The sequence below is a fragment of the Chitinophaga sp. YR573 genome (genome assembly GCF_900110995.1).
Classification (GTDB): domain Bacteria; phylum Bacteroidota; class Bacteroidia; order Chitinophagales; family Chitinophagaceae; genus Chitinophaga.
Window position 1 is genome coordinate 2,984,095 of record NZ_FOJF01000001.1, and the last position, 19,305, is coordinate 3,003,399.

General features: G+C 43.6%; 14 protein-coding genes and 2 pseudogenes. 7 read left to right on the forward strand and 9 right to left on the reverse strand.

Translation table 11 applies throughout. From position 1 onward, the window contains the following. Positions 1-43: 43 nt before the first annotated feature. Together ade and BMW86_RS12630 are read right to left on the reverse strand one after the other, a co-directional pair. Complete coding sequence (gene ade / locus BMW86_RS12625) at positions 44-1,675, reverse strand: adenine deaminase (RefSeq protein ID WP_089782119.1); 1,632 nt, start codon at positions 1,673-1,675, stop codon at positions 44-46. A gap of 11 nt (positions 1,676-1,686) precedes the next feature. After that, on the reverse strand, positions 1,687-2,688 hold the full coding sequence (locus BMW86_RS12630) for a helix-turn-helix transcriptional regulator (protein ID WP_089782120.1): 1,002 nt from the start codon (positions 2,686-2,688) through the stop codon (positions 1,687-1,689). Positions 2,689-2,789: 101 nt separating this feature from the next. Between BMW86_RS12630 and BMW86_RS12635 the strand changes: the two genes are divergently transcribed. Together BMW86_RS12635 and BMW86_RS12640 are read left to right on the forward strand one after the other, a co-directional pair. After that, entirely contained in the window at positions 2,790-3,374 is a 585-nt protein-coding gene (locus BMW86_RS12635) for a hypothetical protein (protein ID WP_089782121.1), read from the forward strand. A 335-nt stretch (positions 3,375-3,709) separates the two neighbouring features. Then, positions 3,710-4,345: a peroxiredoxin gene (locus BMW86_RS12640; RefSeq protein ID WP_089782122.1), complete on the forward strand. Its 636-nt coding sequence runs from the start codon at positions 3,710-3,712 to the stop codon at positions 4,343-4,345. Between the two features lie 201 nt (positions 4,346-4,546). On the opposite strand, the gene BMW86_RS12645 is transcribed toward BMW86_RS12640, so the two are convergent. The 5 genes from BMW86_RS12645 to rlmN form a co-directional block, all read right to left on the reverse strand. After that, on the reverse strand, positions 4,547-5,161 hold the full coding sequence (locus BMW86_RS12645; protein WP_089782123.1) for an RloB family protein: 615 nt from the start codon (positions 5,159-5,161) through the stop codon (positions 4,547-4,549). Beyond that, the gene (locus tag BMW86_RS12650; RefSeq protein ID WP_089782124.1) at positions 5,148-6,476 is read right to left on the reverse strand and encodes an AAA family ATPase; all 1,329 of its coding nucleotides are present in this window, start codon (positions 6,474-6,476) and stop codon (positions 5,148-5,150) included. Before BMW86_RS12650 ends, BMW86_RS12645 begins: the two co-directional genes overlap by 14 nt. Positions 6,477-6,616: 140 nt before the next feature. Further along, positions 6,617-7,360 carry an RluA family pseudouridine synthase gene (locus tag BMW86_RS12655; RefSeq protein WP_089782125.1) on the reverse strand — a complete coding sequence of 248 codons (744 nt, stop codon included), beginning with the start codon at positions 7,358-7,360 and terminating at the stop codon, positions 6,617-6,619. A 20-nt stretch (positions 7,361-7,380) separates the two neighbouring features. After that, a complete protein-coding gene (locus BMW86_RS33160; protein WP_089782126.1) occupies positions 7,381-9,153 on the reverse strand; it encodes a pseudouridine synthase in 1,773 nt (590 codons plus the stop codon). A 35-nt stretch (positions 9,154-9,188) separates the two neighbouring features. After that, the gene (rlmN, locus tag BMW86_RS12665; protein WP_089782127.1) at positions 9,189-10,226 is read right to left on the reverse strand and encodes a dual-specificity RNA methyltransferase RlmN; all 1,038 of its coding nucleotides are present in this window, start codon (positions 10,224-10,226) and stop codon (positions 9,189-9,191) included. A 125-nt stretch (positions 10,227-10,351) separates the two neighbouring features. On the opposite strand from rlmN, the gene BMW86_RS12670 reads away from it, so the two are divergent. After that, complete coding sequence (locus BMW86_RS12670) at positions 10,352-11,551, forward strand: acetyl-CoA C-acyltransferase (protein WP_089783659.1); 1,200 nt, start codon at positions 10,352-10,354, stop codon at positions 11,549-11,551. 82 nt (positions 11,552-11,633) lie between these two features. Here the strand turns inward: BMW86_RS12670 and BMW86_RS12675 are convergent, their stop codons facing one another. After that, positions 11,634-12,215: an RNA polymerase sigma factor gene (locus BMW86_RS12675; protein ID WP_170302716.1), complete on the reverse strand. Its 582-nt coding sequence runs from the start codon at positions 12,213-12,215 to the stop codon at positions 11,634-11,636. A 304-nt stretch (positions 12,216-12,519) separates the two neighbouring features. On the opposite strand from BMW86_RS12675, the gene uvrA reads away from it, so the two are divergent. After that, a complete protein-coding gene (uvrA, locus tag BMW86_RS12680; protein ID WP_218149139.1) occupies positions 12,520-15,324 on the forward strand; it encodes an excinuclease ABC subunit UvrA in 2,805 nt (934 codons plus the stop codon). A 36-nt stretch (positions 15,325-15,360) separates the two neighbouring features. Here the strand turns inward: uvrA and BMW86_RS12685 are convergent, their stop codons facing one another. After that, positions 15,361-15,801 carry a DUF4293 domain-containing protein gene (locus BMW86_RS12685; RefSeq protein ID WP_089782129.1) on the reverse strand — a complete coding sequence of 147 codons (441 nt, stop codon included), beginning with the start codon at positions 15,799-15,801 and terminating at the stop codon, positions 15,361-15,363. 122 nt (positions 15,802-15,923) lie between these two features. Here BMW86_RS12685 and BMW86_RS33335 point away from each other — a divergent pair. The 3 genes and pseudogenes from BMW86_RS33335 to BMW86_RS12695 form a co-directional block, all read left to right on the forward strand. Then, positions 15,924-17,108 (forward strand): annotated as a pseudogene (locus tag BMW86_RS33335) (malic enzyme-like NAD(P)-binding protein); the annotation flags it as partial. A gap of 117 nt (positions 17,109-17,225) precedes the next feature. Further along, positions 17,226-18,224: pseudogene (locus BMW86_RS33340) on the forward strand (phosphate acyltransferase); the annotation flags it as partial. A gap of 48 nt (positions 18,225-18,272) precedes the next feature. Then, positions 18,273-19,304 (forward strand): hypothetical protein, encoded by a 1,032-nt coding sequence (locus BMW86_RS12695; protein ID WP_089782131.1) that lies wholly within the window; start codon positions 18,273-18,275, stop codon positions 19,302-19,304. Position 19,305 lies beyond the last annotated feature (1 nt).

Below are 19,305 nucleotides of genomic sequence, written 5' to 3' on the forward strand. Positions count from 1 at the left end.
CCTCTTTATTTTTTTTGATGGCGCGAAGCGCCATCAAAAAAAATCAGATAACATTCGTAAAGCTAAAAGTATCTCCATCAAATAACCCCAGATCACTCAGCTTCAGATGTGGAATTACCAACAACGCCATAAATGATAATGTCATAAAAGGTGCGCCCAGCTGACTGCCTAATGCCTTGGCTGCTGCATCCAGCTCACTATATCTGGCGGCTACTTCATAACCATCCAGGTTACTCATCAGGCCCGCTACCGGCAGCGGTAATACGCTGGCTACGCCATCACGTACCACACTTACACCACCATGTGCAGCTATCACTGCATTCACGGCAAGACTGATACTTACATCATCCACACCTACTGCAATAATATTATGACTGTCATGTGCTACCGAAGAAGCAATCGCACCATGTGAAAACCCAAAATTGCGGATAAAACCCAGTGCAACAGGAGCAGGATGATAACGGTTTACCACCGCCAGTTTCAACACATCCTTCTCCACAGAAGAATTCACCACACCATCACGAACAGGTAATGTCTCCAGCAAACTATTGGTAATAAGCTGCCCGTCCAGCGACTCTATTACTTTAACCGTAACTGTATCTCCACTGGCAGGAATCCAGAAATCAGAAGGAATACTTGGTACACAATCAAAGTTATTAATCACAGGAGCTACAATAGAATCTATCAGTGTAACACCTTTATCAGCCACTAATGCGCCATCAATATAAGTAGAGAGTATATTGAAGTCATGAAGATCATCAATAACGATAAAATCCGCAGGATCTCCCACACGCAATAAACCGGCAGGAATCTTATAATGTAACACCGGATTCACACAGGCCACACGCAACACTTTAAACAAATCAAGCTTTAATGCAAGCGCACGTTTCACCAGCACATTAATATGTCCTTCCACCAGGTTATCCGGATGTTTATCATCACTGCAAAACATCATCTTCTCATAATGTTCATCCAGCAAAGGAATCAACGCATCAAAGTTTCTTGCGGCACTCCCTTCACGAATCAGGATCTGCATACCATATTGCAATTTATCCAGCGCTTCTTCTGCTGTAAAACACTCATGATCTGTACTGATACCAGCGGCGATATACTTTTGTGCATCTTTGCCGCGTAACCCCGGTGCATGGCCATCTACCGGCTTCCCGGCACGTTTAGCTGCTGCAATTTTAGCCATCACATCGGGCTGTTCATGCAACACGCCCGGGAAGTTCATCATCTCTGTTAAATAAAGCACTTCCGGTTTGGCTAACAATGCTTCCACATCTGCTACACTCACTGTAGCACCAGCCGTTTCGAACGTAGTGGCAGGCACACAGGATGGTGCTCCGAAGCAGAATTTGAAAGGCACTTCTTTCCCGTTCTTCAGCATATATTCCACACCTTCCACTCCCAATACATTGGCTATCTCATGGGGGTCAGAGACTGTTGCTACAGTTCCATGTACAACTGCCAGTCGTGCAAACTGTGAAGGCGTAAGCATAGAACTTTCCACATGCACATGCGCATCAACAAAGCCCGGCAGCAGATACTGATCGTATACGTTCTCATTAGGTGTTATACTACTGATACGTCCGTCAGTTACCTGTATGGTAGCCGGGTAAATGCTTTGCTGTAATATGTCTATCAGGTTACCTGATACCTCGAATGTTTTCATATAACGGGGTATTAATAAAGTTCCAGCATTGCTTTTGCAGATGCTGCTATTTTATCTGCCAGCGACTGTGGCTGTAATATTTTCACATTTGCTCCATAGCTCAGTAAAAGCATTTGCAGCTCGTGATTGATGACCACATTCAGCGAGATACGGCATTCCTTTTCATTATCTGATTCCACTTGTTGAGAAGGATGAATAGGCTGCGATTTGATATATTTCCCCTGTATAGGAGTGAATGCCAGTACTACTTTCTCCGGCTCTCCCAGTGGCACTGTAATACCAATTGCATGCTGGTAATAACTGGCATCATCAAAGTTTTTCTCATCAAATTTCTTATCCGTAGGCCATAAGTCAATGATCCTGTCTAATGCAAAAGTAAGCAGGGTACCACCTTTTGCTTTCTGACTTTTCCCTATCAGGTAAAAGCGCGACTGATATTCCCGCACATGATAAGGCTCTACCCAATGTTCTTTGGGTTCGGTCCTGTCGAAGCTCTGATACGCAATACGGATCACTTCCAGTCCTTTGATGGCATCTACGATCACGGGGATGTGAGCTGCTCCTTTATACTGTGCTGCGCGGGCAAATTTGATCAGTCCTTTATGTTCCATCACCTCACGGTTCTGTTTCAGGCTGGCCGCTATTTTCAGGATAGCATCCTCAAACTGTTGTATAACGGGCAGGCTGCGGAACTGTTCCAGGATACTGATGGCTATTTCAAGGCCCTGCAGATCGGTTTCATCAATAGGAATGCTGCTGATGGAGAAGTTATCGTCATCATAACGGTAAGTTCCGGAGCTGCGGTCGTATAGGATGGGGGCATGATAGTTCAGTTCAGGATCATGGCGCATGTCCTGGATGTCTTTTTGAATAGTGCGTACAGAAATGGTAGCATCCATTTTCCTGGATACGTATTCTATAAGGTCTTCCAGGCTGGGTTTCTTTAAACGTTTATTGCGGAGCCGTTCATCTATCCAGCGATAACGTGAGACGGCATCCTTATTTTTCGGCATGGACAGTTATTATTTAGATGATAAAAATAGTTAAAATTCGCTACGCATATTCGCTGCGTTATGCCCATATACCTTTGAATTGTTATAAACGCCTAATCACTATGAACAAGGTAAATACAGCAACCGCACAGACATTCCAGGCTATATCAATAGGACAGATCATTCTGGATGATTCCAATTATTTAACATTCTGGGGCCACCTGCAAAAGGGGGATGGCTGGCACCGCTGCGACTTTGTAACCACTTATGAAGTGCTGAACACCATGTTACGTCATGTAAAAGACAGAAGTGATGCTGTACAGATGACTATCGTACAGAAACTGGAAAACATGCGTCAGATCCCTGAAATGATTGATCTTGAAGCAGAACTGGGTTCAGCGATTGTGTTCGATAACATGAATTTCCGCTTAACACGCCCTGGTTACCGCGAAGAAGGTAATTGGGTAGAATATACAAAAGGAGAATGTTACTTCATAGAAGACGCATCTCCGTTAACCCCTCAGAAAACCAAACAATATGTAAAGAAGATCGACCACTGCATGGATGTGCTGTATCAAAGTTATGCTCTCTACCTTGGCTATATGGAGCTGGATTTTGAGGAAGAAGCCGCCCGTCAGAAGGCCGATCTCACAGACGATCTTAAATATACCCTGGCATATTATGCCTGGAAAGAAAGAACGATGTAGGTCCATTTAACCATTAACCCCCTTGTTTCCCTTGCCTGTCAGTCTCTGACAGGTAAGGAAACAAGACCTTAACTCATCTGTTGAATAACCCTTTCCATTTAACCTATGCCCTCAATCCATGTTAACCCTGACTATCCCCCTGAAAACCCTATACCCCAGCAGAGTTGGATCGCTTATATTATTAAGCATAATCCATAATGCGTTTATTTTGAATTGTTTGTTACACTCCATCCCTGCCTGTTCCCCCAGGCAGGGACTTTTTTTACAAAAAAAATAACTAAAGTCTATAATATTTGTAGGAATATCCTACTTTTGAAACGTAAAAAGATATAACTATGAGCTTAAGACTAGGAGATATAGCGCCAAACTTTCAGGCGAAGACATCAATTGGCGATATAGATTTTTACGAATATCTTGGTGATAGCTGGGGTGTATTATTTTCTCACCCTGCGGATTATACCCCTGTATGTACTACAGAACTGGGTAAAACTGCACAGCTGAAAGATGAATTTGCAAAACGTAATGTAAAGGTACTGGCACTAAGTGTAGACTCATTGTCTAAACACGAAGGCTGGATCAAAGATATAAACGAAACACAGAACGCAGACGTTACCTTCCCTATCATCGCAGATGAAGACAGGAAAGTATCTGACCTCTACGACATGATTCACCCAAATGCTTCTGAAACATTTACGGTAAGATCGTTGTTTGTTATAGGACCAGATAAAAAGGTAAAGCTGACGATCACTTACCCGGCTTCTACAGGAAGAAACTTCCACGAAGTATTACGTGTAATTGATTCTTTACAGCTGACTGCTAAATACAGTGTAGCTACCCCTGCAAACTGGCAGGATGGTGAAGATGTAATTGTAACCGCAGCAATTAAGACGGAAGATATTCCTGAAAAATTCCCTAAAGGTCACAAAATCATCAAGCCTTATCTGAGAACAACACCACAGCCGAATAAATAAGGCTGTGTACATAAGATATAACGTTTAAAACCTGCACCCCGGGGTGTCAGGTTTTTATTCATAAGAGTTTTTAATGGTTGGTTTTTGATTTTTACGAAACGGGGATTTCTCCCCGTTTTTCTTTTTTATACAGGTTGAGAACTTATTAGGGGAGTAAAGGAAGTAAGGGGATTTTAAAGAAGATTGACTTGGAAGATTAGCTTATTCTGTTATATCAAGCCCTAGCAGTTCAAATAACTTATACATCTCAGCTTTGCCTTGCTGAGGGTTATTTATATCAAAATCACCTCTTTTAGCTGCATTCTCAATGCCGCTCTTTAAATAAGGTCTAAGTCTTTTATAGATGTCAGGAGTGTCTTTAACAAAATACTTCTCAGATTTAGCAAAATCCTTCAAAGGATCATATTTGGTCAGTTCTTTAATGAGCTGCTCTCCGTTTGCATAGTATTTACCACTATCTTTTACGTGACTGAGAAACCAAAACTCAAGGCACGGTGTATTAACAAGTATCTTGATCTTACTATCTGATTTGGCTTCAGTCAGGTATTTGTTCAGCTCAGCAATTCTATTCTCTTTGATCACAACATCCAGGTCTATAATCCAGATAGATTGGTCATAAATCAGGGCATTGGATTTTACTGCCTTAAACTGATCCGCGAGCTTTTTTTTAGTGGGAAGTTCCGGCTGAATGGAAATCCCTTTTATTTTTTCATTCCGATGTAGCATTTGAAGATACCACATCTCGGTTTCGCCATCTACAACGATAGCGAATGTCTTTCTGCCAGTCCCCTTTATCTTCGAGTTACTTCTTCCCATCAGTTAAGTCTATATAATAATCACTTAAATCTGGGACAGCACCTAATTTGCCTGATCTATACGCATTAAATATAGAAGTAGTGTCCCGTACAATTGTAGAGTCAAAATCACTCAATGAATACAAATCAACACTTCCATTCTCTTTTTTCTCTGTGAACCAGATTACATCATCTCTTAAGATATCTCTTTCTAATAATAGTTCACGGTAATGAGTAGTAGCAATTAGTTGAGTTGTTTTAACATTTACGAGGAAAAGGAGAAGAAAATGTTTTAAAAGATCGGGGTGTAAGGAAGATTCTAACTCATCAATAGCGAGTACACTTTGTTCGTTAAGGATTATGTCTAATAGCCCACTAAATTCAAAATATCGCTTGGTTCCCTCGGATTCTTCTCTAAAAGGAAGTGTGTATTTTGATATATTGTCTCCGTTTTTTACTGAATGCTGGAAAAACAGTTCTGTTAATTCAACATTATCCAATTCCTCTAATTTTTTAGGATCCAGATCTATCTGTTGTTGTTTACTAAAAAACAACATTACCTCGCGAATATTCTTGTCAACTTGATTTGTATGTTTCTCAAAAGATATATCACTGATTTTGAAATCAGCTTTTCTTAAAAATTGTAAGATATTTTTTTTATTAATTTTTTGACTTTCCAATTCGCTTGTAATGTATTCGCTTATATCCGAAGTGGGGGTGATAATAGGTGTTAAAACGCTGTGAAACCAATCTGTAACATTCCTAAGTTCACCGGAATCGATATTCGTTTTCAAAAAACCACTAAGTACAGTTGTATTCCATAATGTATTAGCTTCTAATGTTGATTCAGCAACCTTTTTTACTTTGATTTTTCCGCCGAATTTAATTATAGAGAGCTGCTTTTCTACATCAGTATTTCTCTCATAGACTAACGACTTTTTAGGGGAATAAAATTCTAGCTTCTCGTATAAAATTGCATCTCTGGTGAAATCTATCTGATAGGTATATTTAGTATTGTTGTGAACAAAATTTAATTCAAAACTGGATTTTTCTTTAGGCGTCTGTTGATCAAATAAGAAAGGACTGAAGTCCAGTTTATCATGCTTTTGCTGTAGTGGATTCATGACTAGCCGACGCAAAAATTCCAAACCTTTTAGAATAGTACTTTTTCCTGAACCGTTTGAGCCATAGATAAGACCCAGCTTTAAAAGCTTTAACCCAGGCATGGGCTCAATAATATAGTAATGCGCCAGATTTTCTGAATTTTCCGGCTCAAAGGATAGCGTGATTTTATCCTTGATAGTTCTGAAATTCTTTATGGAAAAGTCAATAATCATTATTTTGCCTCTAAATATGTAAGTGTATTACAAATATAAAGATAAAAACATGGTAAATGCACAAAAGAAAAGCCGTCTCAGATATTGAGACGGCTTTTAGAATAGTTTTGAAATCTTTCTAAAGTAGATATTAAAATCTTTTATAAGATAAGCTCAGAGCTTCTGCCACTGTTCTTTCTCAACTGAGTTACTACTGCCTGAATATCTTTCGCCAGCGGCGCTTCAATAACATGCTTTTCTCCCTGTTGATCTGTGAACTGTAACTGCCATGCATGCAGTCCCAGACGCTTTAACAGCGGACGTTCTTCCTCAGTTCTCTTACCTAATTTGTAGGTTTTCTTGATAGAAGATAAGAACACAGGCGCCTCAGTGCCATATAATTCGTCTACTGCTATCGGATGTCCCAGGTATTTCGCATGCACCCTGATCTGGTGTGTACGGCCGGTATGCAGGTGAAACTTCACCAGGCTATATAATCCGAAAGATTCCAGTACTTCATAATCAGTATGAGATGCTTTTCCCTTGCTGTTAATCACCATCTTGCCCTTTTGAACAGGATGTTCCATAATAGCCTGTTCCACACTGCCGGTAGCAGGAGTCAGCTGTCCGTTTACCAGTCCCTGGTAATATTTCTCCACGTTCCTGGTCTCAAATAACTGAGAGTAGTACTTGTGAGATACTTCGTTTTTCGCAAATAAGATAATACCGCTGGTATCCTTATCAAGGCGGTGTACGGTAAATATTTCACCGTAATGTTTCTTCAGCATTCCCTGTAAGGATGATAACTGGTTATCATGCCTGTCGGGTATCGTTAATGTACCAGCTGGTTTGTTCAATACAACAAAGTCTGGTGTTTCTTTTATAATAATGTCGTTGATCCTCATAATTCGTAATAGATAGGCTGTTATTTAAAATGTTTCAGTAAGATGACTTCCTTTTCTGTCAGGAAACGCCATTTACCACGGTTAACATTCTTCTTGGTAAGACCAGCATAAGTTACACGGTCCAGCTTCTCAACCTGGTATTCCAGGTGTTCAAATATGCGACGTACAATACGGTTCTTGCCACTGTGGATCTCAATTCCAACTTCCTTACGGTCATTAGTTTCTACATATCCCAGTGCATCTACCACTGCCACGCCATCTTCCAGTGTAACCCCTGCAACGATCTGATCAAAGTCAGCTTTGGTGAGTGGTTTATCCAGTCCTACGTGATATATTTTACGGATATTATGTTTAGGATGTGCCAGTTTCTGAGCCAGTTCACCATCGTTGGTTAACAGTAATAACCCGGAAGTATTACGGTCTAAACGTCCAACTGGGTATACTCTTTCATCTGTAGTAGCGTCCTGTACCAGTTCCATCACTGTTTTCCTGCCCTCAGGATCGTCAGTAGTGGTGATGTATCCTTTTGGTTTGTTCAGCAGGATGTACACCAGGTTCTTCTGGATATTGATACGTTTATTGCTGATAGCTACTTCGTCTTTAGGTGTTATTTTGGTAGCAGGTTCTGTGATTACGATACCGTTTACTGTCACCTTACCTTCTTTCACAAAATCTACCGCTTTACGACGGGAGCAGAGTCCGGAATGCGCAATGTATTTATTCAGCGGCATTTCTCCCGGAGCATATTCTGTATTTTCTCCTTCTCCTTTCCTGGGGCGGTGTTTACCGAATTCCCGGGAAGAGTCATCTCTGCGGGATGTATCCCTGCGAGGTTTCCTGTCTTCTGAATCTTCTCTGCGAGGTCTTTTTTCTTCGGAGTCTCTTGTAGAACTATCTCTGCGTGGGCTTCTTTCACCAGCATCATCTCTGCGAGGTTTTCTCTCATCAGTATCATCATCCCTGCGGGATTTTCTGGCGTCAGTTTTACGCTCTTGTTTATCTGCAAAGCGGTCGTTTGCAGTATCGAAGAATTTCTTGCGGTTAAATCCACTTGGAGTAGAGCGTTCTTCACGGGTATCCTTGCTGCGTGCGCCGCCTGGACTGTGAAATGCACTGTCGTCGTCTGTTTTTGGACGGGGTTTGAAAGGAGTTCTGCCATTGGCAGTTTTCTTTTCTGTTTTATTGGAGATACGGGGTCTGCGTTCGCCTTCACCTCTTGCTGGTTTCTCAGCTCTTTCAGATTTATCTCCGAAGCTTTTACGTTCGCCTCTCTCAGGTCTGTCACCAAAACTCTTACGTTCAGTCCTTTCTCCACCGAAGCTTTTGCGTTCGCCTCTTTCAGGTCTGTCACCAAAACTTTTACGTTCTGTTCTTTCTCCACCAAAGCTCTTGCGTTCACCTCTCTCAGCTTTCTCGCCACCAAAGCTATTACGCTCTGGTCTTTCCGCAAACTTACTCGGTTTATTACTTCTCTCAGTTTTAGGTCTTTCTTTACGTTCGCTATCACCTCTTTCAGGTCTTGCTTCTGTACGTTTTCTGTCCGACTTATCCCAGAACTTACCTTCAGCTCTTGGTGGTTTCTCACCAAATTTACGGTCAGTCTTTTCTCTTTCAGGACGCTCAGGTCTTGTCCACTCACTTTTTTCAGGTCTTTCAGTAGCAGCACCATCTTCAGACTTTGTCTTACGTGGTCTGTACGCACCATTATTCGGCTTTGCAGCCTTTTTATTTGAACTGCTTTTGTTTTCTTTAAAAGGGGAAAAACCCTTTTTAGCAGACGTATTTTTCTTCATCAGATAAATTTTAAATTATTCGCAAAGGAAACGGATCAACCTTTATTTGCCAGTTGTCCGCAGGCAGCATCAATGTCTTTACCACGGCTCCGGCGCAGTCGTGCATTCACACGATGTTTGCCGAGATATTCCATAAAGGTATCTGCCACTTCCTCGTCCGGTTTCTGGAACTTCGCGTTAGAGATGGGATTATATTCGATAATGTTAATGAGATCCGCAGGAACCTGACGGTAGATCTTTATCAACTCGTCCGCATCTTTCAGGGAATCATTGAAATCCTTGAAAAGGATATATTCAAATGATATCTGGTTCTGCGTGCATTTGTAGAAGTAGTTCAGCGCCTCTATGAGTACCTGTAAATTATTGGTATCATTGATAGGCATGATCTCACTACGCTTAGCATCATTCGCAGCGTGCAGAGACAGCGCCAGATTAAACTTCACCTGATCATCTCCCAGCTGACGGATCATTTTAGATACGCCCGCAGTAGATACGGTAATACGTTTAGGAGACATACCCAGCCCATCAGGAGAAGTAATGCGTTCGATAGATTGCAATACATTCCTGTAGTTAAGGAGGGGTTCACCCATACCCATGTACACGATGTTAGTGAGTTTTTTGCCGCTGGATTCCAGTGCCTGCTTATTCAGCCAGGCCACCTCATCAAAAATTTCGTCGAAGTCCAGATTGCGTTTGCGATCCATATACCCGGTAGCGCAGAATTTGCAGCTCAGGCTGCAACCTACCTGGGAAGAAACACAGGCAGTTTGTCTGGTATCTGTAGGAATGAGTACACCTTCCACAAGATGACCGTCATGCAACCTAAAGCGGTTTTTGATGGTCCCGTCGGAACTGTTCTGCGTAGCATCCACTGTCACTGCCGGCAGTGTAAAATGCTCTTCCAGTTTGTTGCGGAGATCTTTGGAGAGATTGGTCATTGCATTGAAGCTGGTGGCATGTTTCAGCCAGAGCCATTCGTAGACCTGTTTTGCTCGGAATGGCTTCTCTTCAATTGACCCGAAGTATTCCTGTAATGCCGGTAAATTAAGATGCCGGATGTTTGTTTTACCCAATTTGTTTGACCTTTAAATGAGAAATGTCTGCCTTACGGCAGTCGATATGAGCGACAAAGGTAAGGTTTTTTTAGTCGATGGACTTTTTACCTACATTTACAGCCTTTTATAACCAAAACAAAACAATGCAAGCTGCTTATATAGTAGACGCGGTACGCACACCCATCGGCCGCTACGGTGGGGTACTCAGCACCATCCGCCCAGACGATATGCTGGCCCACGTTATCAAAGCCCTGATGGAACGCAATCCCACAGTGGATCCTGCGGGTATTGAAGACGTAATTGCCGGGGCCGCCAACCAGGCCGGTGAAGACAACCGCGGTGTAGCCCGTATGGCAGCGCTGTTGGCTGGTTTGCCCGTAACTGTAGCCGGTAATACCGTTAACCGCCTTTGTGCTTCCGGTTTGCAGGCCATCATGGACGCTGCCAGAGCCATCATGTGTGGGGAAGGCGACGTATACATCGCCGGTGGCGTGGAAAGCATGACCCGTGCTCCGCTGGTAATGCCTAAAGCAGATGGTGCTTTCAGCCGTAAAACAGAAATCTACGATTCTACTATCGGCTGGCGCTTTACCAATAAGAAGCTGGCAGACATGTACCACCCTTATTCCATGGGCGAGACCGCAGAAAATGTAGCCCGCCAGTGGAAGATCAGCCGGGAAGACCAGGACTATTTTGCTCTCCAGAGCCAGATAAAATACAAAGAAGCCCTGGATGCCGGTAAATGGGAGGCTGAAATAGCGCTTATCGCCATCACTCCCAATAAAGACGGACAGGTAATTATCTCCAGAGACGAACCTCCCCGCGAAACTTCTTACGAGAAACTGGCCGGTCTCAGACCTGCTTTCTCCAAAGATGGCAGTGTAACGGCCGGTAACTCATCTGGTATCAACGATGGAGCATCCGCTGTATTAATCGTATCAGAGCAGGCGCTGAAAAAATACAATCTCACCCCCATCATGAAGATCAACGCCATGGCAGTTGCGGGTGTAGACCCTTCCATCATGGGTATTGGTCCTGTCCCTGCTACGAAGAAAGCCCTTAGAAGAGCAGGTATCACCGTAAATCAACTGGATTTAATAGAGTTAAACGAAGCCTTTGCCGCGCAATCGCTGGCCTGCATCAGAGATTTAAATCTCGATATTCAGAACATCAATGTAAATGGTGGATCTATCGCTATCGGTCATCCTTTAGGATGCAGCGGAGCCCGCATTACTACTACGTTAATGCATGAAATGAACCGGAGAACCGGCGCTAAGTATGGATTGGCTACAATGTGTGTGGGAGTAGGCCAGGGAGCTGCCATAATCTTCGAAAAGCTCTAAGCACTTTTCGGGATAAAGATAAAAAGAACGGGCAGTCGGAGACTTAAACCGGCTGCCCGCTGATGGCAAGCAAAAAAACGGATTACAAACAAATCTGCTTCTCCGTCATCATTTTACGGAGATTGATTAAGCCATATCTCATACGGCCTAATGCGGTATTGATACTCACGTGTGTGAGGTCAGCAATTTCTTTGAAACTCAGATCTGCGTAATGCCGCAGTATGATCACTTCCCGTTGTTCTTCAGGAAGCATATCCAGCATTCTGCGCACACGATCGTGGCTCTGCCGGGTGATCATTTTTTCTTCTGCACTGCTTTCGCTAAAGCCCAGTACGTTAAAGATATCTTTATCGTCGCCCGTCTTGATGATCGGGTTACGTTTAATTTTGCGGAAATGGTCTACACAAAGATTGTGCGCGATACGTATAGCCCATGGGAGGAACTTACCTTTCTCTGTATAACGTTCAGCCCTTATTGTATCGATGATCTTGATAAAGGTATCCTGGAATATATCTTCTGCCAGGAAAGAATCTTTTACCAGTAAAAAGATGGAGGTATAGAGCTTGTCTTTATGCCTGTGAACTAATTCTTCCAATGCGGAAGCGTGCCCCTTCTTAAAGAGGGTAATTAATTGTTCGTCACTGAGTTTGTACATTATTTGCATAAACATCTACAATAGCGGGTTTAAAATAAGAAACAGACCTTTGACAGTCGTAGGTATTATTGTGTAGAGTTTATGCTATAATTGGCAGTTTTTTGGTGAATGTTAAGATAATCCTAAATTCTGGTATATTGCAAATATAATGTAATAGTTGAATAAAACAAGATGCGTTTGTAAGGATTTAATATGAGGTAATTGAGGCAGGGGAGCCGCTTTGCTGCGTAATCGATTCAGTACAAATGTAATTATCTGAGAATATCCTTACTTTCGGTATTTAACGGAAGAATTCTAAACCTTTTAGAGGAAAATGGCTACTAAAGTGAAGAAAACGGAAGCAATAACTGACGATCAGTCAGTTAACACAAAGGATGAAATATTCATTAAAGGCGCAAGAGTACATAACCTGAAAAACGTAAGTGTTGGCATCCCCCGGAATAAGCTGGTTGTAGTAACCGGGGTGTCTGGTTCAGGTAAGTCATCATTAACAATGGATACGCTGTATGCGGAAGGACAACGCAGGTACGCAGAGAGCCTTAGCTCCTACGCCCGCCAGTTCCTCATGCGTATGAATAAACCGGACGTAGATTATATTAAAGGCATCTGCCCGGCCATCGCTATAGAACAAAAGGTGATCACCCGTACCCCACGCTCTACCGTGGGCTCTATGACAGAAATCTACGACTACCTGCGCCTGCTCTTTGCCCGCATAGGCAAAACATACTCCCCCATATCCGGACAACTTGTTAAAAAACATGAGGTCAGTGATGTGGTGGACTTTATCAAAAAACTCCCTACCGCTACTAAAGTACAGCTGCTGGTTACCTTCCGCCGCCACGCCAAACGTGAGGTAAAGGAAGAACTACAGATCCTGATGCAGAAAGGCTTTACCCGCTTATACGTAAAGGATAAACTGCTGCGTATAGAAGAACTGCTGGAAGAGAAAAAACCTGCTGTAAGCAAAGATGCCTACCTGCTGGTAGACCGTCTGGTGGTAAAGGACTTCGAAGAAGACGACCTGCACCGCATCGCAGACAGTGTACAGACAGCTTTCTACGAAAGCGAAGGCGATTGCCTGGTGGAAGTAGATGGCGGAGAGATGAAACACTTCTCCAACCGCTTTGAGCTGGACGGACTGCAATTCGAAGAACCTGTCCCTAACCTGTTCTCCTTCAATAATCCATACGGTGCCTGCCCTGTCTGTGAAGGATTTGGCCAGGTATTAGGCATAGATGCAGACCTCGTGATTCCCGACAAACGCCTTAGCGTATTTGAAGGGGCCATCGCTCCCTGGAGAGGGGAAAAGATGGGCGAATACAAAGACGCACTCATCAAAGTGGCCCGTAAGTTCAACTTCCCCGTTCACAAACCGATCACCGATCTGACAGATGAACAGGTGCAACTACTGTGGACAGGCAACGAACACTTCTACGGACTCAACGAGTTCTTCAAAATGGTAGAGCAGAACCTCTACAAAGTACAATACCGTGTATTACAGTCCCGCTACCGCGGACGTACCCTTTGCCCGGAGTGTAATGGTGGCCGTCTCCGCAAAGAAGCGCTGTACATAAAGATCAACGATACCAATATCGCCAACCTGGTGGAGTTGCCTATCGAAGACCTGAATAACTGGTTCACCAACCTTCAGCTCAATGAATACGATCAGCAGGTAGGGAAAAGGATCCTGATAGAAATACACCACCGCCTTAAAACGCTGCTGGATGTAGGTCTTAGTTACTTAACCCTCAACCGTCTGGCGAATACATTAAGTGGTGGGGAAAGCCAGCGTATCCAGCTCACCCGCTCCCTTGGCAGTAATCTCACCAACTCCATGTATATCCTCGACGAGCCCAGTATAGGGCTGCACGCCAGGGATACACACCGTCTCATCGGCGTAATGAAAGAACTGCGCGACCTTGGCAACACAGTCGTAGTAGTAGAACATGATGAACAGATGATGGAAGAGGCAGATTATATTATAGACATGGGGCCCCTGGCCAGTCATCTCGGCGGAGAAGTGATCTTTGCCGGTAACTACCAGGAAATACTAAAAGACAGCAAAAGCCTTACAGGTAAATACCTGAGCGGGCATCTGACCATAGAACCACCTGCCAATACCCGTAAATGGAAAAAAGCCATTACACTGGAAGGCTGCAGGCAAAATAACCTCAAAAATATCGACGTCGATTTCCCCTTACAGGTACTCACCGTTGTAAGTGGTGTAAGCGGCTCCGGTAAAACTACCCTCATTAAACAAATCCTCTACCCGGCTATGATGAAGCTGAAAGGGGAATTTGCAGAAAGAGTAGGGCAGCACCGTGCACTCAAAGGCGCAGTGGATGATATCACCCAGGTGGAGATGATCGACCAGAATCCTATTGGTAAATCATCCCGTTCCAACCCGGTTACTTATATCAAAGCATACGATGAGATCAGGGACTTGTACTCCAAACAACCCATGAGCAAAATGCGTGGCTTCCAGCCCAAACATTTCTCTTTTAACGTGGATGGTGGCCGTTGCGATACCTGTAAAGGAGAAGGGGAAGTGATTGTAGAAATGCAGTTCCTGGCAGATGTACACCTGGTATGTGAAACCTGCGGCGGTAAACGCTTCAAGGAAGAAGTACTGGAAGTAACCTATAAGGGCAAAAGCATCTATGATGTACTGTCTATGAGTGTGGAAGAATCGCTGGAATTCTTTAAGGAAGAGAAAGATGTCTGCAACAAGATCCGTCCTTTAAGTGATGTGGGCCTCGGTTACATCAAACTGGGTCAGAGCAGTGATACCCTTAGTGGTGGTGAAGCACAGCGTGTGAAGCTGGCCTCTTTCTTAGGTAAAGGCAAGGCACAGGGACATATCATGTTCATCTTTGATGAACCTACTACCGGTCTGCACTTCCATGATATCAAAAAACTACTGGCATCCTTTAATGCACTGATAGAACAGGGGCATACCGTACTGGTCATCGAGCATAATATGGATGTAATAAAAAGCGCTGATTGGGTAATAGACCTTGGTCCTGAAGGCGGTGCCGGTGGCGGAAAACTACTTTACGCAGGCTTACCGGAAGGATTGAAAAAAGTAAAAGAAAGTTACACAGGTAAATACCTATAAAAAGAAAGCCCCTGACAACGTCAGGGGCTTTTTAAATTATCTTAATCTATCCAGCGACTTAATCAACCTTTCATCTTTATAAATCCCTCTCGCCGCTAAAAACAGGAATACTAATATAAGTACTGGCAGAAATGCTGCCGGAAGATAACTGGAAGAAGTAATTGTTTTACCACCTGTCTGCAACGCATTAGCAAAATCCAGCACTTTAAAATACTGTAGCACAATAGCGCCTATAGACAAAAATATATTCAGTACGGTTAACCTGAACTGTACTTTGCGTTTCTTGAAAAGGAAGATGCAAACCAATGCCAGCATCACTATTACCATATAAAGCACAAACACCAGGTAGCTGGATTGTACATTAAAATAGCTCACTACATTATCACTCAATGTAGCTTTCCAGATCTCAAAAAACCAGGTAGCTGCGCCAGCCGCAGCAGCTAATAAAAGATAAAGACTTTGAATACGTTGTATCATGTTATACAGTCAGGTTTAACGCCATAAAAGTAAGTAATTATTGTGAACCTACTCTTTCGTGGTACTTCCTGTTCCTGCAATACTTCGTATATTGCACGCCCAAGAACAATCTTATTTGAATTATGGCTAAAAAACTGAACAAGCAGGATGCATTGGATTACCATGCTATGGGACGGCCTGGAAAGATAGAAGTTGTACCTACAAAGAACACTAAAACGCAATGGGACCTTTCACTCGCCTATTCTCCAGGTGTAGCTGAACCCTGTAAAGAAATTCACAGAGACGTAGAAAATGTATATAAATATACTGCCAAAGGTAACCTGGTAGCCGTAATCAGTAATGGTACCGCCGTACTGGGACTGGGAGACATTGGTCCTGAAGCCGGTAAACCGGTAATGGAAGGAAAGGCAGTATTATTCAAGATCTTTGCAGATATAGATGTATTTGATATAGAGCTGAATACCAGGGATGTAGACGAGTTTGTACAGGTAGTAAAAGCACTGGAACCTACTTTCGGAGGTATTAACCTGGAAGATATCAAGAGCCCGGAATGTTTTGCTATCGAAGAGCGTCTGAAAAAAGAACTGAAGATCCCTATCATGCATGATGATCAGCATGGTACGGCCATCATCTCCAGCGCTGCATTGCTCAATGCCCTGGAACTGGTAAAGAAGAAAATAGAGAAAGTAAAGATAGTTATCAATGGAGCTGGTGCTGCTGCCATGGCTTGTGCAAAGCTGTACGTGTCATTAGGTGCAAAGCTGGAAAACTTCGTAATGTTTGATAAGAATGGCGTGCTGAATACCAGCCGTACAGATCTTACAGATATGCACAAACAGTTCGCTACTACTTCTAAAGTAAAGGACCTGGCAGAGGCAATGAAAGGTGCAGACGTATTCGTAGGACTTTCCGTAGGAAACGTGGTAACGCCGGAAATGATCAAAGGCATGGCCAAGAACCCTATCGTATTTGCGATGGCAAACCCTGATCCGGAGATTGCTTACGACCTGGCCATAGGCTCCCGCCCGGATGTGATCATGGCTACCGGCCGTTCAGATCATCCTAACCAGGTGAACAATGTACTGGGATTCCCTTACATCTTTCGCGGAGCATTGGACGTACGCGCTACCCAGATCAATGAAGAAATGAAACTGGCCGCAGTACATGCCCTGGCAGAACTGGCCAAAGAGCCGGTACCGGATATCGTGAACCTGGCCTACAATGAAAAGAACCTCTTTTTCAGTCCGAAATATATCATCCCAAAACCACTGGACCCGCGCTTATTAAGCCATGTTGCTCCTGCAGTAGCTAAAGCGGCCATGGATAGCGGTGTGGCACAATTCCCTATCACCAACTGGGACGATTATGTAGAAGTACTGAACAAACGTCTTGGACTGGATAACCAGTTATTCCGTGTAATTGGTACCAAAGCACGTCAGGACCCACGTAAGGTGGTATTTGCAGAAGCAGATAACCTGAAGGTGCTGAAAGCCTCTCAGGTTGTGAGAGATGAAGGTATCGCCTATCCGATCCTGTTGGGTAATGAACTCAAAATCAGGCAACTGGCAGCAGAAAATGGTATTGAATTAGAAGATACTGTAATCATCGATCCTAAGAGCGATGAAATGCATGATAAACGCCATGAATTCGGACAGTTATTCTTTGAAAAGCGTCAGCGTAAAGGGTTTAACCTGTACGAAGCAAAGAAAGTAATGCGTGAGCGTAACTACTTTGGCTGTATGATGGTGGAAACCGGTGAAGCAGATGCGCTGATCTCCGGTCTTACCCGTAACTATCCGGATACTATCCGTCCTGCATTACAGGTGATAGGTATGGAAGAGAATGCGAAACGTGTGGCTGGTATGTATATCATCAACACCAAACGTGGCCCGTTATTCCTCGCAGATACAACAGTGAACTTTAATCCTACTGCGGAGGAACTGGCAGATATCACATTGCTGGTAGCAAATGAAGTAAGACAGTTCAATATCGTTCCCCGTATAGCCATGGTATCTTATTCCAACTTTGGTTCCAGTGGTACACCGGAAGCACAGCTGGTAAGCAAGGCCCGTGAAATAGTGAAGAAGAAAGATCCTACCCTGATTGTTGATGGTGAAATCCAGGCAGCAATGGCATTCAACAAAGAAATCCTGAAGGATAGTTATCCTTTCAGTGAGCTGATAGACCAGGAAGTGAACACCCTTATCTTCCCTAATCTTACAGCGGGTAATGTGGCGTATAACCTGTTACAGGAAGTAGCGGGTTTTGATGCCATAGGCCCCATCCTGTTAGGTATGAAGAAACCGGTACATATCCTGCAATTAGGTAGTACAGTGCGTCAGATCGTGAACATGGTAAACATTGCTGTAGTAGATGCACAGCATAAATGCTGCGAAGAAAAAGTACCTGCTAAGAAGAAATAAAAACAAGCTCCTGGCGTACACCACGTCAGGAGCTTGTATATTTGAGTCATGCAGCACATCTCCAAAAAGAAAGCATTCTTCCCGCTCAATCCCAGTTTCAGGGGATATCTCAAACTATATGAGAGAGAAGTGCCGCTGCCTGTATCATACGAGGAACTCCGTTATTATGATAACAGCATTCCTGTATATGACAAAGACGGGAAAGATACCCTCTGGGAATCTGTATTCTACCCCCAGAGCATGATAGGCCAGTTACAGGCCGGCCTGAAAAGAATCTATTCTATCATGAAAGCAGGAGGAGACCAGGCGGCTGAAGAGCATTTAAGCATAGAACGCATAGATATCTGCACATTCGGGAATTCTCACCCCTTCCGCATAAAAATCGTGAACACCTACAATGAGGTGTATGATTATTTTTATATTAAGATTGCCGACGCTTCCCGCATCTACGGACTGGAACTGGAACATATTTTATCCCCCTACTGGATGAATTTCATGGTAGATGGGAACACGCTGGTAGAAGAACATATCGCCGGTGTACCCGGAGACCAGTTCGCGGCACATTACCTGAACCGCCCGGAATTCAATCCAAAACGTATAGCCAAAGAGTTTGTAAAGTTCAATGAGCGCTGTTTTGTACGCCTGCTGGGCGATATGCGTTCCTATAATTTCGTATTTGACATTACTCCGGACTTCGACGATGTGCAGTTCAGGATAAGGGCCATCGACTTCGACCAGCAATTCTATGAGGGCAAACGCACGCTCTACATGCCGCAGTTCTTCAAAGAAAACCGTGTATTCGTGGAACTGGCCATGAAACACCTCAATGCCGAAGTAGTAAAACAATACCAGCAGGAAGAAAGATCACTGATAGCCAGGAGGATAAAAGCCCAACGCCACAGGATCAAAGATTTACGGGATGTAATAATGAAAGACAATGTCTCTTTCCCCGAAAAAATATCCCAGTTGGGCCATGAGCTGGCCGAGTACTATGGAGACTCCGTATTTTCACGCTGTAAAACAATGGGGGAGATCATAGAACGCAGTTTGAAGCGTCTTCTCGTCAGGAGCCTGAGATGAT